The organism is Phenylobacterium sp. (genome assembly GCF_965229015.1).
In the GTDB taxonomy this organism is placed as follows: Bacteria; Pseudomonadota; Alphaproteobacteria; order Caulobacterales; family Caulobacteraceae; genus Phenylobacterium.
The window spans coordinates 1,302,350-1,328,073 of record NZ_CBDDIM010000002.1 but is presented as its reverse complement, the minus strand read 5'-3'; the positions used below and the strand labels follow the sequence as shown (position 1 = coordinate 1,328,073).

Below are 25,724 nucleotides of genomic sequence, written 5' to 3'. Positions count from 1 at the left end.
CGCGGCGGGGAAGGAAAGAGCCTAGGCCACCGCCGCGCGGCGGGCCGGAGCGGCGGCGCGCAGTTCGCGCTCCACGGTCTCCACCACGTCGGTGCCGCCGAAGGGCTTGACCAGGCCGGCGCGGGCGCCCAGGGCCACGGCGCGCTGGAAGTCGGCCTCGCCGAGCCGCTTGCCCATCACCAGGACCGGGAAGGCCAGGCCCTCCCCGTCGGGGTCCAGGGCGCGCAGGACCGCGAACCCGTCCATCCCCGGCAGGTCCAGCTCCAGCAGCAGCGCGTCGGGGGCCACCTGCTCGAGGGTCTCCAGCGCCGCCTCGCCGGTGCGGGCGGTGAAGGTCTCGCAGCCGGCCAGCTCCAGCCGGATCTGCAGCAGCTCGAGGACGGTGCGGTCGGGATCGCAGATCACGATCCGGCGGCCTTGGGTTTCGTGGGTCATGGGCAGCCTTTCCGCGCGGACCGGGTGGGGACGACTATCGGCTCAGAACAGGTCAAGGTCGCCCGCCTCGTCGCCGTCGTTGAGGCCTTTTTCCTCACCGCCCAGGGCGGTGAACATCCGGTCGGCCAGGGCCGCGAGCTTCATGTCCCCCAGGGCGTCCTGCACCGAGGCGGTGACCTCGTCGGAGATCTCGTCGCTGAGGTGGCGGGCGAAGGCCGCCAGGCTGGTGAGCTGCTGGCCCAGCAGGTCCACCGTCTGCATCCCCTCCACCAGCTTCTCGCGATGCTCCTGGGGCAGGATGTGCAGCAGCTCGGCCACCAGGACGTCGAGCTTCATGCAGCGGGCGCCGGCCAGCTCGATCTCCCAGGAGAGCACGCCCACCATGTTGGAGACGCTGGCCTCCAGGACGTCCGCGGTCTGCGTCTGCGCGCCCATAACACCGATCCCCGAGTTGTGTCGGAAGACCCTGTGCGGTCGCGGCTAACAGACCATGAATCAGGCCCCGCCTGCGACGTCCCCGCACAGGCTCAAAACGGGTTGTCCGCGACGAGGGTCAGCGGGCGTAGCGGGTGGACCAGGCCTCGGCGGAGTCCTCGGCGGGACCCGAGGCGTCGACGCGGGTCCAGGCCACCCGGCCGATGTCGCGGGCCAGCTGCATGGTCAGGGTGGCGAGGGTGGCGTCGGAGGCGTCGCCGGTGCGGCCCTGGATGCGTCCGGCCAGGATCTCCGGGGCGGCCTCCAGCCAGACCCCGTGGAAGGGGACCCCGGCCCGCGCCGCCAGGGCCTCGACCCGGACCCGCAGCTCCGGCTGGATGAAGGTGGCGTCCAGCACCACCGCCCGGCCGGCCGCCAGCAGGTCGGCGGCGTCGGCGAACAGGGTGTCGTAGACCTGGTCGTAGTAGGACTGGGAATAGACCTCGCTGGAGAGCGGCTGGTCGTGGGCCGCCCCCAGCAGCCGCTTGCGCACCTCGTCGGTGCGCAGGACCACCGCGCCGGGCGAGGCGCCGAGGCCCGGCGCGATCAGCCGGGCGAAGGTGGACTTGCCGGTGCCCGACAGGCCGCCGACGGCCGCCAGGCTGGGGGTCACGGGGGTCAGGTGGGCGATGGCGGCCTCGAGATAGGCCAGGGCGCCGGGGTCATCGCCGCTGTTGGCGCAGACATGGGCGCGGACCGCGGCGCGGACCGACAGCATCAGCGGCAGGGCGGCCAGGCCCAGGCGCAGCTCGCCCCCCCAGACCCGGGCGGCCTCGTCCAGATAGGCCGATAGGGCGCGGACCGCGGCGTCGGAGCGCCGGCGGAACTGCAGGTCCATCAGCAGGAAGGCCAGGTCGTACTGGACGTCGATCTCCGAGAGCACGTCGTTGAACTCGATGCAGTCGAAGAGGATCGGCCGGCCGGCCTCCAGCAGGATGTTCCCCAGGTGCAGGTCGCCATGGCAGTGGCGGCCGAAGCCGGCGGCGCGGCGGGCGTCCAGCAGGGGCTCGCGGCGGACGTATTCGGCGTCGGTGGCCGCCACCAGGCGCTCGACCCGCTCGGCGCCCAGGCGCGGCGCCAGGCCCCGCAGCAGGTGGGCGTTGGAATCGATGGTGTATTTCAGGGCCGCCCCGCCGCCGCCCTTGGGCCGGATCGGGGCCGCGGCGTGGAAACCGGCCACGGTGCGTCCCAGGGCGTCGGCCAGGGGACCGTCGACCGCCCAGGGTTGGGCCGACAGCACCGCATGCTCATCGAAGCGGCGCATCTCCAGGGCGAACTCGACGGTCTCGCCGGGGCCGTCCAGCTCCAGCCCGCCGCCCGCGGCGCGGCTGACCCGGCGGACGGCTCGGTAGATGTCCGACGCCGCGGCGCGGTTGAAGCTAAGCTCCCGCTCCAGGGCCCAGTGGCGCAGGTCCAGGGTGGAGTAGTCGAGATAGCCGAGGTCGACGTGGCGCTTGACCTTGAAGGCCTGGTCGCCGGCCAGGTAGACCCGGGCGCAGGCGGTCTCGATGGCGCGCTCGGAGCGGCCCTCGAACCAGGCCGCCACCTCGGCTTCCTGGCCGTCGGTCAAGGATAGAGCCGAGTCGTGGTCCAGCCCGAGCCCTCGCGCTGGAAGACCAGGCGCTCGTGCAGGCGGAACGGGCGGTCGCGCCAGAACTCGATGACGTGGGGGGTGATGCGGAAGCCGCGCCAGTGCGGCGGGCGCGGCACCTTGGAGATGCCGAACTTCAGGCCGAACTCGGCGATGCGCTTCTCCAGGGCCAGGCGGTCGGGCAGGGCCTGGGACTGCTGGGAGGCCCAGCCGCCGATCTGGGCGGGCCGCGCGCGGGTGGCCCAGTAGGCGTCGGCCTCGGCGTCGGTGACGTGGGAGACCGGCCCACGGACCCGCACCTGGCGGCGCAGGGACTTCCAGTGGAACAGCAGGGCGGCCTGGGGATTGGCGGCCAGTTCGCGGCCCTTGGCGCTGGTCTCGTTGGAATAGAAGACGAAGCCCCGGTCGTCGGCGTCCTTCAGCAGCACCATGCGCACGTCGGGCAGGCCATCGGTGTCGGCGGTGGCCAGGGCCATGGCGTTGGCGTCGTTCGGCTCCTTGTCCAGGGCCTCGCCCAGCCAGGCGTTGAACAGGGCCATGGGGTCCTCCTCCGTCAACAGCGGCAGGGGATGCGCCTCCGTGACGCTGCGGACGTAGTCGTCCTCGCTCGGCGAGGCGGGGATGGCGGGCTTGTCGGTCATGCTCGGCATATAGCGCAGGCGTGGCCCAGCGTCAGGGGCTTAACCCCGCATTGACCGCGTCTTCCTAAGACTGCGCGGGATGGCCGGGGCGAACACAACCACGATGAGCGTGAAGCGGGCGCGCGAGGTGCTGGGCGCGGGTCCCCTCGCCGGCCCCGCCGAGCTGCGCCGCGCCTTCCGCGAGGCCGCCAAGCGCGCCCATCCTGATCGAAAGGGGGGTGACGCCGAACGCTTCCGCGAGGTGGTGGAGGCCTATCGCATCCTGCAGATCGCGCCCGCGCCGCGCGACCGGGTCGGCCAGCCGCCGGCCACGGTGAGCCGTCCGGTCGCCGCCTCCCCCACCCTGTCGGTCCCGCCCCTGGTGGCCATGGCCGGCGGCAAGGTGGAGCACCGCCTGCCCGACGGCCGCCGGGTGAAGATCGATCTGCCCCCCGGCCTGCGGGCCGGCGACACGGTCCGCGCCGGCGAGGCCGAGCTGGAGGTGGCCATCCGCGGCGATGGCGAGATGCTGGTGCGTGGCGACGACCTCTGGATCACCGTGAAGATCGAACCGCGCCTGCTGGCCGAGGGCGGCCGCATCGGGGTGGACACGCCCCTGGGCCGCCGGGTGATCTGGATCACGCGCAAGGCCTGCGAGCGCGGCCTGATCCGCCTGGTGGGCCAGGGCCTGCCGGCGCGCGGCCGCCACCGCCAGGGTCACCTGTTCCTGCGCCTGGCCGCCGACAGCGCCACCGGCGATTCCGCCGCCCGCGCCCAGCTCCGCCGGTTCGCCGCGGCCTGGGCGGCCTAGCCATATTCAGCCCGCGCGTTTAGAAGCGCCGCCATGTCGCACAACACCTTCGGCCACCTGTTCCGTGTCACCACCTGGGGCGAAAGCCATGGGCCGGCGCTGGGCTGCGTGGTGGACGGGTGCCCGCCCAACATCAAGCTGACCGCCGAGGAGATCCAGGTCTGGCTGGACAAGCGCCGGCCGGGCCAGGGCAAGTTCGTCACCCAGCGCCAGGAGCCGGACGCGGTGAATATCCTGTCGGGCGTGTTCGAGGACGAGCGCACCGACGGCCAGGTCACCACCGGCACGCCGATCTCGATGATCATCGAGAACGTCGACCAGCGCAGCCGCGACTACGGGGAGATCGCCCAGGCCTTCCGCCCAGGCCACGCCGACTACGCCTATTTCGCCAAGTACGGGGTTCGCGACTATCGCGGCGGCGGCCGGGCCTCGGCCCGCGAGACGGCCGCCCGGGTCGCCGCCGGCGCCGTGGCCCGCAAGATCCTGGCGGGCGTGACGATCCGCGGCGCGGTGGTGCAGATCGGACCCCACGCCATCGACCGGTCGCGCTTCGACTGGGACCAGACCACACAGAACCCCTTCTGGTGCCCCGATCCTGCGATGGTCGGCGTCTGGGAGGAGCACCTGGAACAGGTCCGCAAGGCCGGCTCCTCCACCGGCGCCATCGTCGAGGTGGAGGCTGTGGGCGTGCCCGCCGGCTGGGGCGCGCCGATCTATGGCAAGCTCGACGCCGAGCTGGCCGGGGCGCTGATGTCCATCAACGCCGCCAAGGGGGTGGAGATCGGCGCGGGCTTCGCCTCGGCCGCCTACTCCGGCGAGGAGAACGCCGACGAGATGCGCATGGGCAACGAGGGCCCGATGTTCCTCTCCAACAGCGCCGGCGGCATCCTGGGGGGCATCTCCACCGGTCAATCGGTGGTGGCGCGCGTCGCCTTCAAGCCCACCTCCTCCATCCTCTCCCTGCGCCGCTCCATCAACGAGGCCGGCGAGGAGATCGAGCTGCGCACCAAGGGCCGCCACGACCCCTGCGTGGGCCTGCGCGCCGTACCGGTGGTGGAGGCCATGACCGCCTGCGTCCTGGCCGACGCCTTCCTGCGCCACCGGGCCCAAACGGGTGGCGAAGCCTTCTTGCCCGGCAGGGTTGCGGAAGACTGAGGGCGGACCCGGGCCAGCGCCGCGCCTGACCTTCGCCCCTGCGGAATCGAATTGATCGAACAGTATTATTCGGCGTTGACCGAACTTGTTACGCCCCGTTATTGAGCGCCTCCTGCGCTTCCGGCTCTTGATTCCGAGGGCCGTCGTGGCGTCCAATTTTCTAGGTTAGATTGTAGCGACGCCCCGTGCGGCTTGACCTTCTCAAGATCCTGCTCGTCGACGACAACCCCCACATCCGGGTTCTGTTGTCGGAGATCCTGCGCGCGGTGGGCGTGAACAACATCTATGAGGCCAGCGACGGCGCCGAGGCCCTGCAGCGCATGCGGGCCCACACCATCGACATCGTCATGACCGACCTGGCCATGGAGCCCCTGGACGGCATCGACTTCGTGCGGCTGCTGCGCAACTCCGCCGACAGCCCCAACCAGATGGCGCCGGTGATCATGATCACCGGTCACTCCACCCTGCGCCGGATCCACGAGGCCCGCGACGCCGGGGTCAACGAGTTCCTGGCCAAGCCCCTGACCGCGCGCGGCGTGCTGGACCGGCTGCAGAAGATCATCGACCATCCCCGGCCCTTCGTCCGCACCGACGACTATTTCGGCCCCGACCGCCGTCGCAAGGTCGACCCCGACTATGACGGCCCCCGCCGCCGCGCCGCCGACCGCGCCGCCGCGGGCCCGGTCCCCCGCAGCCCCAGGCGCTGAGACGCCGCAGCCCCGGCCTCGCCACCTTTTGGTATGGTTTGGCGGTTAACCGTACGGGACCACCCGGGGACCCCAGCATGAAACTCGCCCGCACCGCCGCCACCGGCGCCCTGTTCCTGGCGCTTGGCCTTTCCCAGTCGGGTTGCATCGCCATGGCCGCCGGCGCTGTGGTGGGCACCGCCGTGGGCGTCACCGCCAGCGCCGTCGGCATGACCGCCAAGGGCGCGGGCATGGTGGTGGGGGCGATGATCCCCGGCGACGGCAAGGACGAGGAAACCCGCGACGACCGCAAGCGGCGCTAGCCGAAGCGGACGCCGCCGGCTCAGAAGCGGTAGCCGACCTTGGCGTAGTAGAAGCCGCCGTTGATGCCGAAGGGCGAGAAGGCGGGATAGACCTCCACGGCCGGATTGCCGGCCGCGGCGCTGGCGGCGAGACCCGCGGCGTTCACGCGATTGGGGCGCACGTCGAAGAGGTTGTTGGCCCCGAGCGTGAGGCTGACCCCCTCCGTCACCCTGTAGCCCACCACCAGATCGGTGATCAGCTTGGCGCCGGCCTTGTCGAGATAGTAGCGGCCGTCGCCGGGGTCGGCGTAGCGAGACGCCTGGCCGTACCAGGTCTCCCGCAGGTCGACGCTCCAGCGTCCGGCCTGCCAGAGGGCGCCGGCCACCAGCTTGGTCTTGGGCGAGGCGGTTTCGAGGGTGGACAGCGCCACCTTGTCGAACAGGCTCTGGCCGGAGGCGGCCAGTTGGGCGGGCGTGGCCCGCACGCCGGTGACCTTGGTCTGGTTGTAGTTGGCCGCCACCGTCCAGTCGATGCGGCCGGGCGCCCCGTAGCTGTTGGACCAGGTGACCACCAGATCCGCGCCGCGGGTACGGGTGTCGACGCCGTTGGAGAAGACGTTGATCCCGCTGAAGGGCACAGGCTCCAGCACGTTGCCGTTGGCGGCGATGGCGGCGTTGACCGCGGCCGAGCGGACCACGCCGTTGGCGTAGCCGTAGAGGGTGCCCGATCCCACGACCCGGTCCTCCACCTCGATCTGGTAGGCGTCGAGGGTGATCACCACGCCCGCGCCGGGGCGCGCCAGGACACCGGCGCTGAAGTTCACCGATTTCTCGGGCTTCAGTTTGTCGATGCCGATCAGGGCGGCGGCCGGCGCGTTGGGCGGCAGCTGGACATAGGCCGAGTTGGGCTGGACGTTGGTGGCCGAGTAGTAGCTCTCCGCCAGGGTCGGGGCGCGGAAGCCCGTGCTGGCCGTGCCGCGGATGGCGAAGGCCGGCGTCACGTCCCAACGGCCGGTGAGCTTGCCCACCGTGGTGTCGCCGAAATCGCTGAACCGCTCGTGGCGCACGGCGATGTCGAGGGTGGTGTCCGGGGCGGGCGCGAAGGCGAGATCCGCGTAGAGCGCCCAGTTGTCGCGTTTGTGCTTGCCGGCGTCGGTCAGGGCGAAGCCCGGATAGGACTGGGAGCCGGCCTTGTAGCGGGAGGCCGCGTCGCCGGCCCTGATCTCGTAGATCTCCTCCCGGCGCTCGATCCCCGCGGCGAAGGTCGCCGGGCGCGCCAGCAGGTCGAAGGGCCGGGCGAGGTCCAGGGTGGTGGTCCACTGGGTGGCGATGAAATCGCCGGCGTGGAAGTCGGACGGCGTACTTCCCGTGTCGTTATAGAGATCGATATTGGCCGAGTTGGTGACGTTGACGGCGATCTCGTCGCGGCCCCAGGTGCTCGACAGGTCCCAGGTCCAGCCGCCGGACACGCCCGCGACGCCGCCGGTGAGGGCGTAGTCCTGCTCCTTGGTGGTGTCGATGGGGTCGAAGCCCTGGGGATAGAGGGCCGGCAACCGGGTGGGCGTGCGGAAGTTGGCCCAGCCGCCGCCGTACTTGGCGCCGTAGGTGGCGGTGGCGTAGGCGCGGGTCTCGCCGCCCAGGTCGGCGCCGGCGTTCACGGTCACCAGGTTCAGCTGATAGCGGGCGTCGCCGAAGATCTTGTTGAGGTAGGGGTAGCCCGGGAGGCTGCGCCACTCCGGATGCGCGCCCGACGCGATGGCCTGCTCGACCCGCTGGTCGGGGCCGCCGCGGTTGGAATAGCTGTGGTACCGCGAGAGGGCGGTGACGTTGACGAAGGCGTTGCCTGCGGGGCGGAAGCCGGCGTTGATGGAGATCTCGCCGGTGTCGCCATCGCCCTCGAAATACTGGCCGGCCATGACGTCGGCCGAGCCGCCGGCGTCGTCCTGCTTGAGGATGACATTGATGACACCGGCGATGGCGTCGGAGCCGTACTGGGCCGCGGCCCCGTCCTGCAGGATCTCGATGCGGGCGATGGCCGCGGGCGGAATGAAGTTCAGGTCGGCCGTCGCTCCGCCCTGATAGGCGCTCGACAGGATCGCCAGGTTGGAGGTGCCGTGCCGGCGCTTGCCGTTGATCAGCACCAGGGCGTGGTTGGGGCTGAGCCCCCTCAGGCGGGCCGACAGCGTCTCGTTGGCCGTGTCGCCTCCCACGGCCTGGGCGGTGAAGGATGGCACCATGAGGGCCAGGGTGTTGACGAGGTCGGTGGAGGCGCTCCGTTCCAGGGCCGCCTGGCCGACCACCTGGATCGGCGCGGCGCTGTCGCTGGCCCGCAGGCCGGTGACTCGGGTGCCGGTGACGATGAGTTCGTCGACGGAGGTGACCTCGTCCGCGAAGGCCCGACCTGCCAGGCCAAGGCCGAGAGCCAAGGCGCACGCCGTCCCCAACCACTTTCGCATCGCCGTTCCCCCCGGAAGCCTTACCGGCGGATTAGAGGCGGCGCGGCGGCGGCGTCAACCCGCGGTGGCGCCTAGAGGTTTAGCGCGCAGCTCTCGTTGATGGTCGGGCGCGAGACCACGATCCGGCACAGGCCGGGGAACGGGGCCTTCAGCCGCTCGGCGAAATAGAGGCAGAGGTGTTCGAGGGTCGGCCGCTCCAGGCCCGGCTTCTCGTTGAGCAGGCCATGATCCAGCTCGGCCGCCACCCCGCGCAGGGCCGCGTCCAGGTCGGCCAGGTCGGCGACCCAGCCCACCGGCTCCTGGGGCGCGCCGCGGACGGTGGCTTCCACCTTGAACGAGTGGCCGTGCAGCCGCGAGTAGGGCCGGTGCTCCGGCCCGTCCTCGAAGTAGTGCGCCGCGTCGAAGGTCGCGGACTTGGTGATCTCGAAAATCGGGGCGGTCATCAGCTGTCTTTGGCGTCCGGCAGGGCTCGTGAACCCTATGGGATGCCGAGGTATTTGTGGGTTTGGACGCTTAAACGCCACTGGGGGTGTGCGATGCAATAGGCGATCGCCGCCTGGGTGTTTTCGACGCGCGCCGGACCATCCATCGGCTGCAGCAGGAAGCGCTCGAAATCCCAGCCCTCGAAGGCCGCCGGATCGACGCCCGCCTGCGGGAAGACCAGCTTCAGCTCCTGGCCCGAGCGCTGGACGACGGCGGCGTCGGCCTTGGGGCTCACGCAGATCCAGTCGACGCCCTCGGGGGCCGCCAGGGTGCCGTTGGTCTCCAGCGCGATGGTGAAACCCCGCGCGTGCAGGGCCGCGATCAGGGGCGGGTCCAGTTGCAGCAGGGGCTCGCCGCCGGTGCAGACCACCAGGCGGTTGTCGGGCCCCCCGGTCCACTTGGCGGCGACGGCGTCGGCCAGGGCGTCGGGCGTGGCGAACCGGCCGCCGCCCTCGCCGTCCATCCCCACGAAGTCGGTGTCGCAGAAGGTGCAGACGGCGGTCGCGCGGTCCTGCTCGCGTCCGGACCACAGATTGCAGCCGGCGAACCGGCAGAAGACGGCGGGGCGACCGGCCTGGCCCCCCTCCCCCTGCAGGGTCAGGAAGATCTCCTTGACCGAATAGCTCACAGGACAAGCTCCGGGCGGCCGGCGGCCACCCATTCGTTCCAGCCCTTGATGCGCAGCTCGCAGGCCGGGCAGTCCCCGCAGCCGTGGCCCCAGTCGTGCAGCTCGCCGCGTTCGCCGCGGTAGCAGGTGTGGCTGTCGGCCACGATCAGGTCCACCAGGGCCTCGCCCCCCAGGGTCTTGGAGAGCGCCCAGGTTTCGGCCTTGGTCAGCTTCATCAGCGGGGTCTCGATGACGAAGTCCTGAGCCATCCCCATGTTCAGGGCCGTCTGCAGGGCGTCGAGGGTGTCGCGCCGGCAGTCGGGATAGCCGGAGAAGTCGGTCTCGCACATGCCGCCCACCAGGAAGCGGGCCTTGCGCCGGTCGGCCAGGGCCGCGGCATAGGTCAAGAACACCAGGTTGCGGCCGGGGACGAAGGTGTTGGGCAGGCCCTTCTCGGTGATCTCGAAGGCCCGCTCGGTGGTCATGGCGGTCTCGCCCACCGCCCCGAAGCCGGTCAGGTCCAGGACGTGGTCCTCCCCCAGCTTGGCGGCCCACCGGGGAAAGCGCTGGGCGATGGCGGCGCGCACCACCTGGCGCTGGGCCATCTCCACGGCGTGGCGCTGGCCATAGTCGAAGCCGACGGTCTCCACATGGTCATGGCGCTCGAGGGCCCAGGCCAGGCAGACGCTGGAGTCCTGGCCGCCGGAGAACAGCACGATAGCGCGCGATGCTTGGCTCATGGCCCCCATATGCGGCAGCGGGGGCCAAATCGGAAGGCTTGCGCGACGCGCCACAGCCCCTTTCGCGACCGCCGCGCGCCGTTCGCGCGGCGAGACCACAACAGGGGGTGATGCACATTCGCCGACGAGGCGACCTGGAGATCGCCTGTCCCTTGCGCGCTCAGGTTTTATTGCCCCTAGGGAAGGTTAAAAGAACCTTGGTATTTGCGCCACATGAGGCCGAAAAGATGCTGACTGAACGCCGTTCACCTATCGCCGTGCGTTGACAGACTCTAGCTCGCGGCGTGACCGTATCGATTGCTGGGGCAGCCGCCGCGTGTTCCCGGCCGAAAATATTGCGCGGCGAATGCTGACAGACCGGACCGGCGTAGAAAGTCCGGCTGTCCTGGGAGGAAACGTAGAATGTCCAAAACTCTGCACCTGCGGAGCTTGCTGGTCGTTGGCGCGAGCGCCGCGGCCCTGACCGCGATGAGCTCGCCCGCCTTCGCCCAATCGGGCGGTAGTAACGTCATCGAAGAGCTTGTCGTCACCGCTCAGCGGCGCGAAGAGTCGCTTCAAGACGTTCCCGTCGCCGTCTCGGCCTTCTCCGAGGACAGCCTCCGCGTCCAGCGCATCGACGGCGGGCAGAACCTGCTCCAGGCCATTCCGAACGTGAACTTCTCGCGTTCCAACTTCGGGGGCTACAACCTCTCCATCCGCGGCATCGGCACCAAGGTCGTCGGCAGCGGCGAGGCCGGGGTCAGCTTCCACCAGAACAACACCCCGCAGACCGCCAACCACCTGGCCGACGCCGAGTTCTACGACGTGGAGCGCGTCGAAGTGCTGCGCGGACCGCAGGGCACCCTGTACGGCCGGAACGCCACGGGCGGCGTGGTCAACGTGATCACCGTCAAGCCGATCGTCGGCGACGAGCACATGAGCGGCTGGCTGAGCGCCGAGTACGGCAACTACAAGACCACCCGCGTGAAGGGCGCCATCAACGTCCCCCTGAACGACTTCATGGCCATGCGCTGGTCGGCCTCCTACATCAAGCGGGACGGCTACGGCGACAACACCTACACCCACAACGACATCGATGACCGCGACCTGACCTCGTCGCGCCTGCAGTTCCGCGTGAAGCCGAACGACGTCCTCGACGTCACCGCCCTGTGGGAGCACTTCAACGAGAAGGACTCCCGCTCGCGTATCGGCAAGCAGCTCTGCATCGCCGACCCGGGCCCGGCCACCATCGGCGGCGTCGCCACCGGCGCCAACCGCAACTACTTCAGCCAGGGCTGCCTGCCCGGCACCCGCTACCAGAACGCCGCCTACGGCGCCGTCAACTCGGTCGCCACCCTCGGCGGCCTGCTGGCCCAGCTGGGCGGCCTGTCCAACGGCGACCTGAACGCCGGCAAGGTGCAGGACCACAACCTGTTGAACATCGAGTCGGTCACCGACCCGATCTACCAGGCGCAGGAAGACTTCTTCCAGATCGACGCCTCGGTCGCCCTCACCGACAGCCTGACCTTGGCCTCGCTGACCGGCGTGAACTACAACGAAGGCTACTCCTACGCCGACTACAACCGCATCGTCGGCACCGGGGTGTTCACCCCGGTCGGCGCCATGAACCTGGTGGCGCCCGGCGGCTTCGTGACCGACCCGCAGGTCGGCCGCGACAACAAGCTGCGCTCCTTCGACTTCGGGCGCACCGACAGCAAGGAATACAGCCAGGAACTGCGGCTGTTCTCCAACAACGAAGGCGCCTGGAACTTCAGCGTCGGCGGCCTGTACACCAAGTACCAGTCGGTCACCGACTACTACGTGTTCTCCAACTCGCTGACCGCCTTCGCGCAGCTCAACGACCTGGGCGGGATCCCCAACGTCTTCCCGTTCTACGTCGACCCCAACTTCCCGCCGTCGGATAACGAAGGCCGCAACTACTACGACTCCCGCGGCCACAACACGACCACCTCCAAGGCGGTGTTCGGCGAAGTCTACTGGGCGCTCAACGACACCCTGAAGCTGACCGCCGGCCTGCGCTACACCGACGACCACAAGGTTCTGGACTCCACCCCGATCACCCTGCTGGCCGGCCCGACCAAGGTCGCGCCGCCGCCCGCGTCCGGCGTGATCCCGAACCCGAACTTCACCGGCGGCCGCGGTGCGGCTCCCGCCGTGCGGGTCGACTATCAGAACGCCGCCACCACCGGCCGCCTGAACCTGCAGTGGACGCCGGAGCTCAGCTTCACCGAAGCCTCGACCTTCTACGCCACCTACGCGCGCGGCTATAAGGCGGGCGGCTTCAACACCCCCTGCGACGCCACGACGCCGGGTTGCGCGGCGGTGACCAGTTCGTTCGCGCCGGAACAACTGGACGCCTTCGAGATCGGCACCAAGAACAGCCTGCTTGGCGGCAGCCTGATCTTCAACGCCACGGCGTTCTACTACAACTACAAGGGCTATCAGATCTCCAAGATCGTGAATAAGTCCTCGCAGAACGAGAACGTCGACGCCAAGATCAAGGGCGTCGAGATCGAGAGCATCTGGGAGCCGATCCACAACCTGCGCTTCAACCTGCAGTACGGCTGGCTGGACACCGAGATCCAGAACGGCTCCTCGATCGACACCATGAACCGCACCCAGGGCAATCCGAACCTGGTGGTGGTGAAGGCCACCGACGGTTCCAACTGCGTCGCCACCACCTCCGGCGTCGCCACCCTGCTGACCATCGCGCCGTCCGCGGTCCTGGGCATCTGCTCGGGTCTGCCCTCGGCCCTGGCCGGCGCCATCGGGATCTACAACTACCCCGCGGGCGTCGCGACGGCTCCGGCCTTCGTCAACAACTCGCCGCTGCCCAACAGCGTGGCCAATATCGGCCAGGGCGTCCCGGTGAACCTGACCGGCAAGGAACTGCCCAACTCGCCGAAGTTCACCGTCGGGTTCGGCGCCCAGTACAAGTGGGACATCTCCGACAGCATGAGCCTGACGGCCCGCGCCGACTACTATCGCCAAGACGACAGCTACGCGCGGATCTTCAACTCCACGACGGACAAGCTGGAAGGCTACCAGAACATCAACGCCACTGTGACGCTGAGCAACCCCGACTGGGGCCTCGACATCCAGCTGTACGGCAAGAACCTGACCGACGAGCAGCCGATCACCGACCTCTACCTGACCGACGACTCCTCGGGCCTGTTCACCAACACCTTCACCCTCGAGCCGCGCCAGTACGGCGTGACCGTGACCAAGAAGTTCTAGTCTCCCCCAACCGGGAGCGCCTTTTGGGGCGGCGGGGAAACCCGCCGCCCCTTTTTCTTGCCTGACGCCAAAACCCCTCTCATCTGAGACGCTCGCGTCAATTCGTCGACCCGGTATGCCGGCTCGACCCCCATAAGCCGCCGAATGGCCGAGCTTTCCCTGGGATTAACAAAGCCACCAAAGAACACGGGTCAGTTTTGTACCGGCGGTTTGAAACTGCGGTACTTCGGCCACAGACGCGCGAAAGCGTCGCCGATTCCCGTCCACTTCCGGGCCGCAACATTGACGTCGCCAGGCGCGCGACGGAGGTAGCGCGCTTCCAGGCGCCTCCCCGCGCCTGGTTTTCATTAGATTCGTACATGCAGGCGGAAGCGGACGCAGGTCCCGCCGCCTTGGAGGATACATGTCGCCAACCAACCGCACGCGTCTGCGCACCGTCCTGGCCGTCGGGGTCTCGACCCTGACCCTGGCGGCGATCGCGGCTCCGGCTTTCGCCCAGGACGCCAACGATTTCACCATCGAAGAGCTGGTGGTCACCGCCGAAAAGCGTGAGCAGGCCCTGCAGGACGTGCCCGTCGCCGTCTCGGCCTTCACCTCGGCCCAGCGCGACGTCGTGGGCATGAACAACATCCAGGACTTCGTGAACTTCACGCCGGGGATGAACTATTCCGGCACCGACCGTGTGTCGCTGCGCGGCGCCGGCCGCAACACCTTCTATGTCGGCAACGACCCGGGCGTGGCCACCTACTCGGACGGCTTCTATTCCGCCTCGTCGTCGGAACTGTTCAAGTCGCCGCTGTTCGTCGAGCGCACCGAGATCCTGCGCGGTCCGCAGGGCACCCTCTATGGCCGCAACGCCATGGGCGGCGCGGTGAACACCGTCTCCAAGCACCCCTCCGATGAGTTCGGCGGCGAAGTCCGCCTGATGGTGGGCAACTACGAGCACACCAAGATCGAGGGCGTGGTCTCGATCCCGGTGGCCGAGCACCTCCGCTTCAAGATCGGCGGCAGCAACGACCTCCAGCGCGAGGGCTTCATCAAGAACATCGGCGGCGCCAATGACGGCGGCGCCATCAAGCGCACCTATTTCGAATTCCAAGCCGAAGCCGAGCTGGGCGACAACACCAAGGCCTGGCTGCGCTACTCCAAGACCGGCTGGGATGACACCACCGGCGTCGGCGACCGCCTCGCCAACCTGGTGACCCCCTACGACACCACCCGCGTGTTCCAGCCGATCGGCGGGCTGATGCCCAACCCGGCCTATGGCTACGGCGTGGCCAATCCGGGCGTCACCGACCCCTACACCCAGAACACCAACCGCGACGGCTACGGCCACCTGCGCGGCAACCACCTGCTCACCGCCCAGGTCACCTATGACCTGGGTTGGGCCGACCTGAAGTACATCGGCGGCTTCCAGCAGTACAACTATCAGACCGGCGGCGACTATGACGGCACCAGCCGCACCGCGGCCATCACCATCCCCGGCATGGTGGTCCCCTACTACCCGGACCAGACCACCGACTTCAACGAGCACAAGCGCTACTTCTCCAACGAGCTGAACCTCACCTCCAACAGTGACGGCCCGCTCTCCTGGATCCTCGGCCTCTACCAGTACCACGAGGAATATAAGCAGCGGATCCAACTGGGCGCCCCCCAGCAGTCGCAGCTCGCCACCCCGCTGACCCTGCTGGGCACGCCGGCCGCGGCGAACCCGCTGCGCAACTTCGCCGACCAACAGGCGGTGCTGGAGTCCAAGGCCTGGGCCGTGTTCGGCCAGTCGACCTACAAGTTCAGCGACAGCTGGGCGATCACCGGCGGCCTGCGCTACACGGTCGACGACAAGGACGGCTTCGAGAGCCAGCGGCTGATCATCCAGTCGCCCTCGATCGCCGGCGGCGCCGCGGCCTTCGACGTCTCCAGCGACATGGATCCGTCCACCCCCGGCGTTCAGAACTTCCGCAACATGTCCGACAGCTGGAGCGCCGTCACCGGCACCCTGAACCTGGACTGGACCCCGGACACCGACACCCTGGCCTACGCCAAGTACAGCCGTGGCTATAAGTCGGGCGGCTTCCTGCTGGGCACGCTCGCCCCGCAGCCCAAGGCCGACCAGGAAAGCGTCGACGCCTACGAAATCGGCCTGAAGAAGACCTTCAACGGTCGCTTCATCCTGAACTCGTCGGTCTTCTACAACGATTTCAAGGACCTGCAGCTCAACCTGTCGCAGCTCAACGCGACCGGCACCGCGGCGGCCTCGAACTTCGTGAACGTCGACGCCAAGGCCTGGGGCGTGGAGCTGGAAGCCCAATGGCGTCCGACCGAAGCCCTGCAGATGATGGCCTCCTACGGCTATCTGAACACCGAGATCACCCGCGGTTGCTGCTTCTATGACCCCGCGGACCCCTCGGCCCTGCTCGCCAGCGCCCAGCCCAAGGGCGGCACGGCCACCACCAACGGCGTGCTGCTGGTCTTCCAGGACCTGAAGGGCAGCCAGCTCTTCCAGTCCCCGGAGAACAAGTTCGCGTTCAACGCCAACTACACCTTCGACTTCACCCCGGGCTCGCTGATCCTGTCGGGCACCTACACCTGGACGGACTCGACGATCTACCAGCCCTTCAAGGACCCGGCTTTCGAGGTTCCGGCCTACGGCACCGGCGATCTGCGGGCGATCTGGAAGGACGCCGACGACAAGTACACGCTCATCGCCTCGGTGAAGAACGTGACCGACGAGGAGGGCTTCACCTCCACGGGCTCCACCAACCCCACCGCCATCTTCGGCAACCCGAACCCGGGCCTGGTGGTCGGCGGCACCCCGTATCTGCGTCAGACGGGCGTCGCCATCACGCGGGGCCTGATCGCGCCGCGGACCTACAGCCTGGAATTGCAATACCGGTTCTAAGGCGAGAGCGCCCGTCCCTCGGGGCGGGCCTCTTTCCCCAAGCCACGCAAGGGGCGGCGGAGCAATCCGCCGCCCCTTTTCGTCGGCGGCGCCAGGAAATCCGGCCGCCCGCGCGCCGTACAACCCCAGTTTGGGAATTTAACGTCTCCGCAAGCGCTTAGGCGCATTCTGAGCATAAGTTCCCCGGCGCCGGCGATACATGTCCCTTCCTGACTTCTTCTTCGAACGGGTCACCAGCGAAATCCATCAGCAGATGGAGGGCGTGTTGGCCCTTGCCGAGCGCCTGGCGCGCCAGCCCCTGAGCGCCGACGCCCAGACCTGCGTGGCCGGGGTGGCGGAGGCCGCGGCCTGCGTGCGCCAGATCCTGGCCTCCAGCGCCGACCTGAAGGACGCCGCCACCAGCGGCATGGCCTTCGAGCCCGCCCCCAAGCGCCTGCGCGATCTGGCCGACGAGATCGAGGCCCGCTGGGGCCAGAGGGCCGCCAAGTCCGGCGTCACCCTGCTGGTCTCCTATGACGGCGCGCCGGAGATGACCGCGCTGATCGATTCGACCCGGGTCATGCAGGCCTTCGACGGCTTCATCTCCCAGGCCCTGGCCGGGGTCCGCCACGGCGCGGTGGAGGCCACCCTGCGCGCCCACGCCGCCGGCGACATGCTGCGCCTGGAGGGCCGGGTTCGCGGCGGCGGCGAACGCAGCCTGGGCGACAAGCCCTTGGATATTCAGGAGATCGAGGCTCTGTTCGGCCTGGAGACCGCGCTGTCGGTCGAGCTCGGCCGGCAGATCGTCAAGGCGGTCGGCGGGGAGGTCCGCACCGAGGCCAACGCCGGCGCCGGCGAGACCCTGGTCTTCGAATTCACCGCCCCCCACGCCGTGGAGGCCAGCGACGAGCCCGCGGCCGACGACGCCGACGCGCCCCATCGCGCCGCCCACATCCTGGTGGTGGACGACAACGCCACCAACCGCATGGTGGCCGAGACCCTCTGCGAGATGTTCGACTGCACCTCGGAATCCGCCGTCGACGGGATGGAGGCCCTGGAGGCCGCCCGCACCGGCCGCTTCGACCTGATCCTGATGGACATCAAGATGCCCCGCATGGACGGGGTCACCGCCACCCAGGCGATCCGCGCCCTGCCCGGCGCCGCCGGCGTGGTGCCGATCATCGCCCTGACGGCCAACGCCGACCCCGAGGACGCCGCGGGCTATCTCAAGGCCGGCATGAACGGCGTGGTGGAAAAGCCCATGAAGCCCGAGAACCTGCTGCGCGCCCTGCAGGAAAACCTCGGCGGCGGCAGCCGCGAAGAGTCGGTGGCGGCCTAGACCCTAGTCCTTCAGCCGCACCGTCACCTTGGCCGAGAGGCCGGGGCGCAGGCGCGCGACGTCGGCCTGACCGGGATCGAGCTTCAGGCGCACCGGCACCCGCTGGACGATCTTGGTGAAGTTGCCCGAGCCCGGCTCGAAGGGCAGCAGGGCGAACTCCGCCCCCGACCCCGGCGCGAAGCTGTCCACATGGGCCTTGAACTTGACCCCCGGCAGGGCGTCGACGCGGATGGTCGCCGCCTGGCCGCGCAGCATGCGCTCCACCTGGGTCTCCTTGAAATTGGCGGTGACATAGAGGGTGTCCATGGGCACCAGGGTCAGCAGCCGCGTGCCTGGCGCCACATAGTCCCCCGGATTGGCCTGGCGGTCGCCGACGGTCCCGGCGATGGGCGCCCGGATCACCGCGTGGTCGGCGTCCTGCTGGGCCAGGCTGAGGGCGGCGATGGCCTTGGCGTGCGCGGCGCGGGCGGAGTCCAGGGCCGCCAGGGCCTCGCCGCGCCGGCTGCCGGTGACGGCGGCCTGGTTGCGGCTGACGGCGTAGGCGGCGCGGCTCTGATCGGCGGCCGCGCTGGCGCTGACGGCCTCGGCGCGCACCCGCTCGGCGTCGCGGCGGGCCACCGTCCCGCTGCCCACCAGGGATTCGTAGCGCTTCCAGTCGGCCTGGGCGCGGGCCGACTGGGCGTCGGCGGCGCGGATCCCGGTCTGGGCCTCGGCCACGGTGGAGGCGGCCAGGGCCTCCTCGGCCCCCAGGCGCGCCAGCGCCCCCTCGGCGGCGGCCATCGAGGCGGCGGTCATGGCCACCTCGCCCCGGGCCGCGGCCAGCCGGGCGGCGTATTCCTCGGGGTCGAGGACGATCAGGGGCTGGCCCGCCGTCACCGTCTGGTTGTCGGCCACCAGGACCTGGGCGATCAGGCCCTTGACCCGCGGCGCCACCACCGTGCGGTCGCTCTTCAGATAGGCGTTCTCGGTGGTGACGGTGGCCTTGGGCGCCCGCAGCCAGGTCACCCCGCCGGCGGCCAGAGCCAGCGCGACGCCGAGGATCAGCAGCGCCCGGGTCGGCGGCGCCTTGCGGACCTTGATCGGCACGACCTTGGGCCCGTCCTCATAGGGGACGGCGCTCATCGCTCGAACACCAGCAGGGTGCTGGTGGCCGTGGCGTAGAGCCGGCCGTTCAGGTCGGTGAGCCTGCCCTCGGCGAAGGCGGCGCGGCGGCCCATGTTGATCACCACGCCCTCGGCGCGGACCGGACCGGTGTCCTTGGTCATGGCCCGGTGATAGGCGACCTTGAGCTCCAGGGTGGTGTAGCCCTGGCCCGGCTTCAGCTTGGAATGCACCGCGCAGCCGAGGCACGAGTCCAGCAGGGTGGCGGCGAAGCCGCCGTGCACCGTGCCGATGGGATTATAGACTCCGACATGCGGCGTGGCGCCGAACACCACCCGGCCCTCCTCGGCCTCGAAGTGGTCGAAGCCCATGGTCGCGCCCATGCCCACCGGGGCGGCGGTCTTGTCGACGAAGATCGCACGCAATTGCTCGAGGCCGCTGAGGGCCGCGAAGTCCTTCACATCACTCACTTGGATAGGCCTTGTTCCGGGGAGGAAGGGGACAGGCCCATGCGGGCCTTGATGCGGCTGCGGCTCTCCGCCAGCAACCGGTCGGAGAGCTCGGGATCGGACACGGCGCGCGACAGGGCCACCGCGCCGGCCATCTCCGCCAGCAGGGAGCCCGCCAGGCCCAGGCGCTCCTCGCCGCCCTCAAGCCGGGTGGCGATGACCTCGATGAGACCGTGGACGCCGGCGTCATAGGCCTCGCGGGCCGGCGCGCCCTGGCGTGGGATGTCGGACGACAGCAGGGCGATGGGGCAGCCGCGTTCGGGATGGTCGCGGTGGTCGGCCGAAACGTAGAAGTCCACCAGGCCGGCCAGCAGGACACGGGGATCGTCATTCAGCGCCAGCTTGGTCAGGCGCCAGCGGCTCTGGGCGAAGGCCGCCTCCACCGCCGCGCCCACCAGGGCGTCCTTGGATTTGAAGTGGGCGTAGAAGCCGCCGTGGGTCAGGCCCACCTCGCCCATGATCTCGGCCACGCTGACCCGGTCCGGCCCCAGCCGGCGCATCGCATTGGCCGCGGCCTTCACCACCCGCTCCCGGGTCTCGGCCTTGTGATCTTCGCTATAGCGCATGGCGTCGCTCCGCTTTATATGATGACTATAATATAATGGTGCGGGCCGCCGCAAGAGCAATGGCATGAGTGACGCGAACCCCACGGCCGGCCTGTCGGACCGCCGCAAGCTGCTGATCTTCGGGGTCATGGCCTTCGGCCAGTTCATGGCCCTGCTGGACATCCAGATCGTCGCCGGCTCCCTGGGCTCGATCCAGGCGGGGCTCTCGGCCGGGCCCGACGAGATCGCCTGGGTGCAGACCGCCTATCTGATGGCCGAGATCGTCATGATCCCGCTCGCGGCCTTCCTCTCCCAGGCCATCTCCACCCGTTGGTTGTTCACCGCCTCGGCGGCCCTGTTCACGCTCTCCAGCCTGATGTGCGGCCTGGCCTGGGACATCGATTCGATGATCGTCTTCCGGGCCATCCAGGGCTTCACCGGCGGGGCCATGGTGCCCACGGTGTTCGCCACCGGCTTCGCCATGTTTGACGGCCCCAAGCGGGCGATGATCCCGGCCATCCTGGGCATGGTCTCGACGCTCGCCCCCACCCTGGGCCCCAGCGTCGGCGGCTGGGTCACCGACGTCGCCGACTGGCGGATGCTGTTCTTCATGAACGTCATCCCGGGCCTGGCCATCACCCTGATCCTGCCGGCCCTGGGCAAGGTGGACGAGGCCGACCCGTCCATGCTGCGCAGGATCGACTGGCTGCACGTCGCCTCCCTGGCGGTCTTCCTGGGGGGCCTGCAATACGTCCTGGAGGAAGGACCCCGCCACGAGTGGTTCACCGATCCGGTCGTGGCCTCGGCGGCCTGGATCTCCCTGGTGGGGGCGGCGGTGTTCTTCGAGCGCACCTTCTTCTCCACCATGCCGGTTCTGAAGCTGACCCCCTTCAGGCGGCCCACCTTCGCCATGGCCTGCGTTCTCAACCTGGTGATCGGCTTCGGGCTCTATTCGGCCACCTACCTGACCCCGGTGTTCCTGGGACGGGTGCGGGGCTTCACCAGCCTGCAGATCGGGGTGACGGTCTTCGTCTCCGGCCTGACCATGGCGGTCGCCGCCCCCATCGCCGCGCGGCTCTCCACCCGGGTCGACGGGCGCTATGTGATCGGGGTGGGGTTCTGCTTCTTCGCCCTCGGCCTGTGGATGTTCTCCAACATCACCGCCGACTGGGGCTTCGCCGAGCTGCTGGTTCCCCAGGCGGTGCGCGGCTTCGCGGTGCTGCTCTGCATCGTGCCGGCGGTGGGCATGGCGCTCAACGGCGTGGCGCCGGCCGAGCTGCGCTACGCCTCTGGCCTGTTCAACCTGATGCGCAACCTGGGCGGGGCCATCGGCATCGCCGTAGTGAACACCTGGGTCGCCGACTTCGGCCGGGTCCACGCCCTTCGCCTGGGGGAGGCCATGTCGACCCATCCCGAGCAGGCCGGCGGGGTGGTGGCGGGGCTCACCGCCTACGCCTCGCGCTTCACGCCGGACGCCGCCCTGGCGCTCGGCCAGGCCCAGAGCCAGCTGGCCCGCATCGTCGGGCGCCAGGCCGCGACCCTGGCCTTCGCCGACACCTTCCGGCTGATGGCCTGGGTCTTCATCCTGGCCCTGGTGATCGTCCCCTTCTGCAAGCCCGCCCCCACCGACGCGGCGCCGGTGAACGAGCACTAGCCGCCGGTCTCGCCCTGGGGGATGCTCGGCCATAACCCGGGGGCGAGACGCCATGACATCCTTCTACGACCGCAAGATCCTGCCGCGCCTGCTGACCTGCGCCTGCACCTCGCCGCCGATGATGAAGCAGAGGGCCAAGATCGTCCCCCAGGCCAGCGGCAAGGTGCTGGAGCTGGGGATCGGCATGGGCCTGAACCTGGCTTTCTACGATCCCGCCAAGGTCAGCGCCGTGGTGGGCGTCGACCCCTCCCCCGAGCTGAGGGCGCTCGCCCAGGCCGCGCCGCGCCCGGAGGGGCTGAAGGTGGAGGTGGACGAGGGGACCGCCGAGGCCCTGCCCTTCGAGTCCGGCAGTTTCGACACCGTCGTCTGCACCTTCACCCTCTGCTCGGTGCACAATCCGGCCGCGGCGCTCGCCGAGGCGCGTCGGGTGCTCAAGCCCGGCGGCCGCTTCCTGTTCTGCGAGCATGGCCTGGCCCCGGATGCCGACGTCGCCAAGTGGCAGAGGTTCTGGGACCCGCTCTGGAGCCGCATGGCCGGCGGCTGCCACCTGACCCGCCCCGTCGCCAGCGCCATCGCCGCGGCGGGCCTGAAGCTGCAGGGGGTGGAGACCATGTACGTCCCCGGAACCCCGCGCATCGCCGGCTGGAACGAGTGGGGGACGGCGCTCGCCGCCTGAGAGTGTTTCAGCTTGCGTCGCCCCCAAGGATTCAAGCTAGGGTGGAGAAGTCGCGGCGCGCACGGGCGTCCTGAGTTGGGGGACTAGTATGGCGGCGCCGAGCCTCGCGGAGATCACCAGCGTCCTCCTCTATGACGAGGGCAACGTCTGGAGCGGAAGCCAGGTCACCTTTTCCTTCCCCCGCGCCGGCAGCCAGTGGCCCGGCTACGCGGTGGACGACGAACAGGCCAACGCCGACTACGCCGCCCCGACGGACGCCCAGGACGTGCGGTTCCGCGCCGCCCTCGAGGCCTGGGACAAGACCATCGCCGTCAGCCTGGTGGAGACCGACGACCTGACGGCGCCGGGTCAGATCCGCATCGCCTTCACCGACGTCAACGACTTCACCAACAGCGACAAGACCGAGGCCTACGCCTACCGCCCGCCCACGCCGGGCTATCTGCCCTCGTCCTGGGAGGGGGACGTCTGGCTGGACGAGACCTTGCAGACCAGCACCTTCGCCGCCGGCACCTCGGGCTTCGAGACCGTTCTGCACGAGCTGGGGCACGCTCTGGGCCTGCAGCACCCCTTCGGTCCGGGCGCGGTCTTCCCCGCCGAGTACGACAACATCCGCTACACGGTGATGTCCTACGACCTCTACAAGGACGCCTTCTATGTGACGATCGAGCCGGTGGACGGGGTCAACCGGCTGGTGGGCCGGGCGGTGGGGCCCTCCACCCCCATGGTCTTCGACATCGCCGCCCTGCAGGCCAAGTACGGGGCCGATCCGACGACGGCGGCCGGCGACACCACCTACACCTGGTCCCAGGCCACGCCGATCATGCAGGCCATCTACGACGCCGACGGGACCGACACCTTCGACCTGTCGAGCCACACGCGCTCGTCCATCGTCGACCTGACGCCGGGCGCCTATTCCTCGATCGCCTACTATTCGGCCCAGGCCCAGGCCAACTACTGGAACAGCCTCTATCCCAACGCCGGGACCACCATCACCGACTTCATCATCGATCCGGAGACCTACACCTGGTCCAACAACCTGGGCATCGCCTACGGGACGGTCATCGAGAACGTGCTGGGGGGCTCGGCCACGGACACCATCCTGGGCAATGACGCCGGCAACTACCTGAACGGCGGCGGCGGGAACGACTTCCTGCGCGGCTTCCTGGGCGACGACAGCATCGTCGGCGGGAGCGGCTTCGACGACACCCACGGCAACCAGGGCAATGACACCGTCCGCGGCGGCGACGGCCCCGACTGGGTGGTGGGCGGCCAGGGCTCCGACATGCTGTTCGGCGACGCCGACGGCGACGTGGTCTACGGCAATCTGGGCGCCGACACCCAGGAGGGCGGCGACGGGGTCGACTGGGTGCGGGGCGGCCAGGGCGACGACAGCCTGTCGGGCGGGGCCGGCGACGACTGGATGTCCGGCGACCTCGGCGACGACACTCTCAGCGGCGGGGCCGGCGCCGACATCTTCCACACCTGGGGCGCGGCCGGGATCGACCGGGTCCTCGACTTCAACCGCGCCCAGGGCGACCGGGTGCAACTCGACGCCGGGACCACCGCCACCGCCAGCCAGGTGGGCGCCGACGTGGTGATCGACATGACCGGCGGCGCCCGGATGATCCTGGTGGGAGTCAACATCGCCAGCCTCGGCGGCGATTGGATCTTCGCCGGTTGATGGCGGTCTTCGAGACGCCGCGCCTGGTCCTGCGGCCGCGCGGGCCCGAGCATCTGGAGGCCTGTCTGGCCATTAACGGCGACCCGGAGGTGATGCGCTATCTGGGGCCCGTCTGGCCGGCGGCCCAGCAGCGGGCCCACCTGACCAGGCAGTTCACCACCGACTGGGGCGCGGGCCTGGGATACTGGGCGATCTTCCGAAAGGCGGCGCCCGACGACATGTTGGGCTGGGTCACGCTGGTCCCGCTGGAGGGGACCGGCGAGATCCAGATCGGCTACCGCCTGAAGCGGTCGGCCTGGGGCGACGGGATCGCCACGGAGGCGGGCCGGCGGCTCGTGGTCCACGGCCTGGAGACCCTGGGGCTCCCGAGCCTCGCGGCCTGGGTACATCCCGAAAACGTCGGGTCGAAGGGGGTGCTCACCAAGCTGGGCTTCGCGCCGGCCGGCCAGTACGAGGACAACGGCCAGGTCCAGGACCTCTACCGGCTGACGCCGGCCGCCCGGCAGCCCTGAGCAAAGGCGTTCAACATCGCCGGCGGCGGCGCGTCATAGGGGCCGAACTGGGTCGCGCCGTAGACGCCCTGGATCTTGGTGGTGGTCTGCAGGACGATCAGCAGATCCTGGGTGATGGGACCCGTGGCCTCCACCCCCTCCGGCGCCGTCAGCGACTCCGGCGTCACCACCAGGGCGAAAGGTTCGCCGCCGAAGCCCACCGACAGCCGGTCCTCGCTTCCGATGGGGATGATCTTCTCCACCGCCACCCGGAACTCGGCGGGGTCGCGGGCGCAGCTCAGCCGGATCGGCGGGGTCTGGGCGTTCGCGCTTTCCGGCGCGTAGGCCAGGGCCATCCCCGCCCCCGTGACGATGGTCGACCAGCGCGACGGAACGGCCGGGGGTCCGGCCGGCGGCGCGGCGGGACCGCAGGCGGCCAGGGCCAGCAAGGTCAGGACGGAAAGCGGAGCAAGGAAACGCATGCCGCAGTCCTAGCACAGCCGCGCCGCGCGGCGACGTCCTGCACGCCCGACGGGATCGCGCTCCGCCCAGGCGCCTCAGGCGTCCTCGAGCCGCCACCACTGGTTCTTGCCGCCGTTCCAGGGGAAGGACAGGATCGTGCGGCCGTCCTCCATCACCCCGTGGTCGATATCGATCACCTGCTTCTTGTCGTTGTTGTTGATCGCCACCCAGGGCGCGGGATCCAGCCCGTCCATCTTGCACTGGAACAGCAACAGCTCGCGCGGGCCGCCGCTCTTCTGGGTCAAGGCCAATTGCAGGTGCCAGTGGGCCAGATACAACCCGCTGGCCTCGTGGCGGAAATAGTAGGCGCCGTCGTCATGCGCGTCCTCCATGACGAAGACGGTGCCGGCGCGATGGTTCTTCGGCCGGAGCACCGGCCTCTGGTCAAGATGGATGGTGTAGTCGGTGGCGCCCACCACCATTTCCGTCGGCTGGCCCGAGGTCTCGTAGGCCACGATGTGCACGCGTCTATCAGTCATGTCGCCCTCCCGCCGCTGTCGCGCGTCTCATTTGAGATCACAGCGTTCCGTCAAGCTGTGCCATAGGTTGCAAACTAAACCTAGGGTGCGATGCGGGGATGACGCCACTTGGCGAGGAATTGTCCGCGGGTGGTAGCTGGAGGCGGGCTCGAACCGCCGACCTGTGGGTTATGAATCCACCGCTCTAACCAACTGAGCTACCCAGCCATGAGCCACCCGCGGAGGCGCGGGTTATAGGGTGGGATGTTCGTC

Annotated in this window: 24 protein-coding genes and 1 tRNA gene; 11 read left to right on the top strand and 14 right to left on the bottom strand. The window is 69.5% G+C overall.

Translation table 11 applies throughout. The features are described from left to right. Window positions 1-21: 21 nt before the first annotated feature. The 4 genes from ACO06I_RS22795 to pdxH form a co-directional block, all read right to left on the bottom strand. Window positions 22-435: a response regulator gene (locus ACO06I_RS22795; RefSeq protein ID WP_421934909.1), complete on the bottom strand. Its 414-nt coding sequence runs from the start codon at window positions 433-435 to the stop codon at window positions 22-24. A gap of 42 nt (window positions 436-477) precedes the next feature. After that, window positions 478-870: a hypothetical protein gene (locus ACO06I_RS22790; protein ID WP_421934908.1), complete on the bottom strand. Its 393-nt coding sequence runs from the start codon at window positions 868-870 to the stop codon at window positions 478-480. A gap of 118 nt (window positions 871-988) precedes the next feature. Further along, window positions 989-2,479, bottom strand: a complete 1,491-nt coding sequence (locus ACO06I_RS22785) for an AAA family ATPase (RefSeq protein ID WP_421934907.1) — start codon at window positions 2,477-2,479, stop codon at window positions 989-991. After that, window positions 2,476-3,141 carry a pyridoxamine 5'-phosphate oxidase gene (pdxH, locus tag ACO06I_RS22780; RefSeq protein ID WP_421934906.1) on the bottom strand — a complete coding sequence of 222 codons (666 nt, stop codon included), beginning with the start codon at window positions 3,139-3,141 and terminating at the stop codon, window positions 2,476-2,478. The genes ACO06I_RS22785 and pdxH overlap by 4 nt, the downstream gene beginning before the upstream one ends. Window positions 3,142-3,244: 103 nt before the next feature. Between pdxH and ACO06I_RS22775 the strand changes: the two genes are divergently transcribed. The 4 genes from ACO06I_RS22775 (at window position 3,245) to ACO06I_RS22760 (ending at window position 6,095) form a co-directional block, all read left to right on the top strand. After that, on the top strand, window positions 3,245-3,931 hold the full coding sequence (locus ACO06I_RS22775) for a DnaJ domain-containing protein (RefSeq protein ID WP_421934905.1): 687 nt from the start codon (window positions 3,245-3,247) through the stop codon (window positions 3,929-3,931). 33 nt (window positions 3,932-3,964) lie between these two features. Next, the gene (gene aroC / locus ACO06I_RS22770; protein ID WP_421934904.1) at window positions 3,965-5,086 is read left to right on the top strand and encodes a chorismate synthase; all 1,122 of its coding nucleotides are present in this window, start codon (window positions 3,965-3,967) and stop codon (window positions 5,084-5,086) included. A 185-nt stretch (window positions 5,087-5,271) separates the two neighbouring features. Beyond that, a complete protein-coding gene (locus ACO06I_RS22765; protein WP_421934903.1) occupies window positions 5,272-5,793 on the top strand; it encodes a response regulator in 522 nt (173 codons plus the stop codon). A 77-nt stretch (window positions 5,794-5,870) separates the two neighbouring features. Then, window positions 5,871-6,095 (top strand): hypothetical protein, encoded by a 225-nt coding sequence (locus ACO06I_RS22760; protein ID WP_421934902.1) that lies wholly within the window; start codon window positions 5,871-5,873, stop codon window positions 6,093-6,095. 20 nt (window positions 6,096-6,115) lie between these two features. Here the strand turns inward: ACO06I_RS22760 and ACO06I_RS22755 are convergent, their stop codons facing one another. The 4 genes from ACO06I_RS22755 to queC all read right to left on the bottom strand — a co-directional run bounded on the left by ACO06I_RS22755 (window position 6,116) and on the right by queC (window position 10,360). Beyond that, window positions 6,116-8,500: a TonB-dependent receptor plug domain-containing protein gene (locus ACO06I_RS22755; RefSeq protein WP_421934901.1), complete on the bottom strand. Its 2,385-nt coding sequence runs from the start codon at window positions 8,498-8,500 to the stop codon at window positions 6,116-6,118. Window positions 8,501-8,601: 101 nt separating this feature from the next. After that, entirely contained in the window at window positions 8,602-8,973 is a 372-nt protein-coding gene (locus ACO06I_RS22750) for a 6-carboxytetrahydropterin synthase (protein ID WP_421934900.1), read from the bottom strand. Window positions 8,974-9,008: 35 nt separating this feature from the next. After that, complete coding sequence (gene queE, locus ACO06I_RS22745; RefSeq protein WP_421934899.1) at window positions 9,009-9,641, bottom strand: 7-carboxy-7-deazaguanine synthase; 633 nt, start codon at window positions 9,639-9,641, stop codon at window positions 9,009-9,011. Further along, on the bottom strand, window positions 9,638-10,360 hold the full coding sequence (gene queC, locus ACO06I_RS22740; protein WP_421934898.1) for a 7-cyano-7-deazaguanine synthase QueC: 723 nt from the start codon (window positions 10,358-10,360) through the stop codon (window positions 9,638-9,640). Before queC ends, queE begins: the two co-directional genes overlap by 4 nt. A gap of 402 nt (window positions 10,361-10,762) precedes the next feature. Here queC and ACO06I_RS22735 point away from each other — a divergent pair, with 402 nt between their 5' ends. The 3 genes from ACO06I_RS22735 to ACO06I_RS22725 all read left to right on the top strand — a co-directional run bounded on the left by ACO06I_RS22735 (window position 10,763) and on the right by ACO06I_RS22725 (window position 17,814). Continuing rightward, window positions 10,763-13,597 carry a TonB-dependent receptor gene (locus ACO06I_RS22735; RefSeq protein WP_421934897.1) on the top strand — a complete coding sequence of 945 codons (2,835 nt, stop codon included), beginning with the start codon at window positions 10,763-10,765 and terminating at the stop codon, window positions 13,595-13,597. Window positions 13,598-14,000: 403 nt separating this feature from the next. Further along, the gene (locus ACO06I_RS22730; protein ID WP_421934896.1) at window positions 14,001-16,496 is read left to right on the top strand and encodes a TonB-dependent receptor; all 2,496 of its coding nucleotides are present in this window, start codon (window positions 14,001-14,003) and stop codon (window positions 16,494-16,496) included. A gap of 199 nt (window positions 16,497-16,695) precedes the next feature. Next, window positions 16,696-17,814, top strand: coding sequence for a response regulator (locus ACO06I_RS22725; RefSeq protein WP_421934895.1), 1,119 nt, complete (start codon window positions 16,696-16,698; stop codon window positions 17,812-17,814). A gap of 3 nt (window positions 17,815-17,817) precedes the next feature. Here ACO06I_RS22725 and ACO06I_RS22720 read toward each other — a convergent pair whose 3' ends face one another. From ACO06I_RS22720 to ACO06I_RS22710, 3 genes are read right to left on the bottom strand one after another with little or no spacing between them, the layout of a single operon-like run. Then, window positions 17,818-18,936: an HlyD family secretion protein gene (locus tag ACO06I_RS22720; RefSeq protein WP_421934894.1), complete on the bottom strand. Its 1,119-nt coding sequence runs from the start codon at window positions 18,934-18,936 to the stop codon at window positions 17,818-17,820. Continuing rightward, a complete protein-coding gene (locus ACO06I_RS22715) occupies window positions 18,933-19,385 on the bottom strand; it encodes a PaaI family thioesterase (protein WP_421934893.1) in 453 nt (150 codons plus the stop codon). The genes ACO06I_RS22720 and ACO06I_RS22715 overlap by 4 nt, the downstream gene beginning before the upstream one ends. Beyond that, on the bottom strand, window positions 19,382-19,990 hold the full coding sequence (locus ACO06I_RS22710; RefSeq protein ID WP_421934892.1) for a TetR/AcrR family transcriptional regulator: 609 nt from the start codon (window positions 19,988-19,990) through the stop codon (window positions 19,382-19,384). The genes ACO06I_RS22715 and ACO06I_RS22710 overlap by 4 nt, the downstream gene beginning before the upstream one ends. Before the next feature lie 64 nt (window positions 19,991-20,054). Here ACO06I_RS22710 and ACO06I_RS22705 point away from each other — a divergent pair, with 64 nt between their 5' ends. The 4 genes from ACO06I_RS22705 (at window position 20,055) to ACO06I_RS22690 (ending at window position 24,492) form a co-directional block, all read left to right on the top strand. After that, a complete protein-coding gene (locus tag ACO06I_RS22705; RefSeq protein ID WP_421934891.1) occupies window positions 20,055-21,623 on the top strand; it encodes a DHA2 family efflux MFS transporter permease subunit in 1,569 nt (522 codons plus the stop codon). A gap of 52 nt (window positions 21,624-21,675) precedes the next feature. Beyond that, a complete protein-coding gene (locus tag ACO06I_RS22700) occupies window positions 21,676-22,299 on the top strand; it encodes a class I SAM-dependent methyltransferase (protein ID WP_421934890.1) in 624 nt (207 codons plus the stop codon). 88 nt (window positions 22,300-22,387) lie between these two features. Continuing rightward, window positions 22,388-23,980, top strand: a complete 1,593-nt coding sequence (locus tag ACO06I_RS22695) for a matrixin family metalloprotease (protein ID WP_421934889.1) — start codon at window positions 22,388-22,390, stop codon at window positions 23,978-23,980. After that, entirely contained in the window at window positions 23,980-24,492 is a 513-nt protein-coding gene (locus ACO06I_RS22690; protein WP_421934888.1) for a GNAT family N-acetyltransferase, read from the top strand. The genes ACO06I_RS22695 and ACO06I_RS22690 overlap by 1 nt, the downstream gene beginning before the upstream one ends. On the opposite strand, the gene ACO06I_RS22685 is transcribed toward ACO06I_RS22690, so the two are convergent. The 3 genes from ACO06I_RS22685 to ACO06I_RS22675 all read right to left on the bottom strand — a co-directional run bounded on the left by ACO06I_RS22685 (window position 24,459) and on the right by ACO06I_RS22675 (window position 25,679). Next, entirely contained in the window at window positions 24,459-24,953 is a 495-nt protein-coding gene (locus ACO06I_RS22685) for a hypothetical protein (RefSeq protein WP_421934887.1), read from the bottom strand. The genes ACO06I_RS22690 and ACO06I_RS22685 overlap by 34 nt on opposite strands. 75 nt (window positions 24,954-25,028) lie before the next feature. Next, window positions 25,029-25,472: a hypothetical protein gene (locus ACO06I_RS22680; protein ID WP_421934886.1), complete on the bottom strand. Its 444-nt coding sequence runs from the start codon at window positions 25,470-25,472 to the stop codon at window positions 25,029-25,031. Between the two features lie 130 nt (window positions 25,473-25,602). Beyond that, a tRNA-Met gene (locus tag ACO06I_RS22675) sits at window positions 25,603-25,679 on the bottom strand. Between the last annotated feature and the right edge of the window lie 45 nt (window positions 25,680-25,724).

What these genes read in the sequence shown, in the direction of transcription:
- ACO06I_RS22690 (WP_421934888.1), top strand. Translation starts at nt 23,980, where the DNA reads ATGGCGGTCTTCGAGACGCCGCGCCTGGTCCTGCGGCCGCGCGGGCCC.
- ACO06I_RS22695 (WP_421934889.1), top strand. Translation starts at nt 22,388, where the DNA reads ATGGCGGCGCCGAGCCTCGCGGAGATCACCAGCGTCCTCCTCTATGAC.
- ACO06I_RS22700 (WP_421934890.1), top strand. Translation starts at nt 21,676, where the DNA reads ATGACATCCTTCTACGACCGCAAGATCCTGCCGCGCCTGCTGACCTGC.
- ACO06I_RS22720 (WP_421934894.1), bottom strand. Translation starts at nt 18,936, where the DNA reads ATGAGCGCCGTCCCCTATGAGGACGGGCCCAAGGTCGTGCCGATCAAG.
- pdxH (WP_421934906.1), bottom strand. Translation starts at nt 3,141, where the DNA reads ATGACCGACAAGCCCGCCATCCCCGCCTCGCCGAGCGAGGACGACTAC.
- aroC (WP_421934904.1), top strand. Translation starts at nt 3,965, where the DNA reads ATGTCGCACAACACCTTCGGCCACCTGTTCCGTGTCACCACCTGGGGC.
- ACO06I_RS22750 (WP_421934900.1), bottom strand. Translation starts at nt 8,973, where the DNA reads ATGACCGCCCCGATTTTCGAGATCACCAAGTCCGCGACCTTCGACGCG.
- ACO06I_RS22705 (WP_421934891.1), top strand. Translation starts at nt 20,055, where the DNA reads ATGAGTGACGCGAACCCCACGGCCGGCCTGTCGGACCGCCGCAAGCTG.
- ACO06I_RS22710 (WP_421934892.1), bottom strand. Translation starts at nt 19,990, where the DNA reads ATGCGCTATAGCGAAGATCACAAGGCCGAGACCCGGGAGCGGGTGGTG.
- ACO06I_RS22760 (WP_421934902.1), top strand. Translation starts at nt 5,871, where the DNA reads ATGAAACTCGCCCGCACCGCCGCCACCGGCGCCCTGTTCCTGGCGCTT.
- ACO06I_RS22790 (WP_421934908.1), bottom strand. Translation starts at nt 870, where the DNA reads ATGGGCGCGCAGACGCAGACCGCGGACGTCCTGGAGGCCAGCGTCTCC.
- queC (WP_421934898.1), bottom strand. Translation starts at nt 10,360, where the DNA reads ATGAGCCAAGCATCGCGCGCTATCGTGCTGTTCTCCGGCGGCCAGGAC.
- ACO06I_RS22775 (WP_421934905.1), top strand. Translation starts at nt 3,245, where the DNA reads ATGAGCGTGAAGCGGGCGCGCGAGGTGCTGGGCGCGGGTCCCCTCGCC.
- ACO06I_RS22680 (WP_421934886.1), bottom strand. Translation starts at nt 25,472, where the DNA reads ATGACTGATAGACGCGTGCACATCGTGGCCTACGAGACCTCGGGCCAG.
- ACO06I_RS22685 (WP_421934887.1), bottom strand. Translation starts at nt 24,953, where the DNA reads ATGCGTTTCCTTGCTCCGCTTTCCGTCCTGACCTTGCTGGCCCTGGCC.
- ACO06I_RS22735 (WP_421934897.1), top strand. Translation starts at nt 10,763, where the DNA reads ATGTCCAAAACTCTGCACCTGCGGAGCTTGCTGGTCGTTGGCGCGAGC.
- ACO06I_RS22795 (WP_421934909.1), bottom strand. Translation starts at nt 435, where the DNA reads ATGACCCACGAAACCCAAGGCCGCCGGATCGTGATCTGCGATCCCGAC.
- ACO06I_RS22725 (WP_421934895.1), top strand. Translation starts at nt 16,696, where the DNA reads ATGTCCCTTCCTGACTTCTTCTTCGAACGGGTCACCAGCGAAATCCAT.
- ACO06I_RS22730 (WP_421934896.1), top strand. Translation starts at nt 14,001, where the DNA reads ATGTCGCCAACCAACCGCACGCGTCTGCGCACCGTCCTGGCCGTCGGG.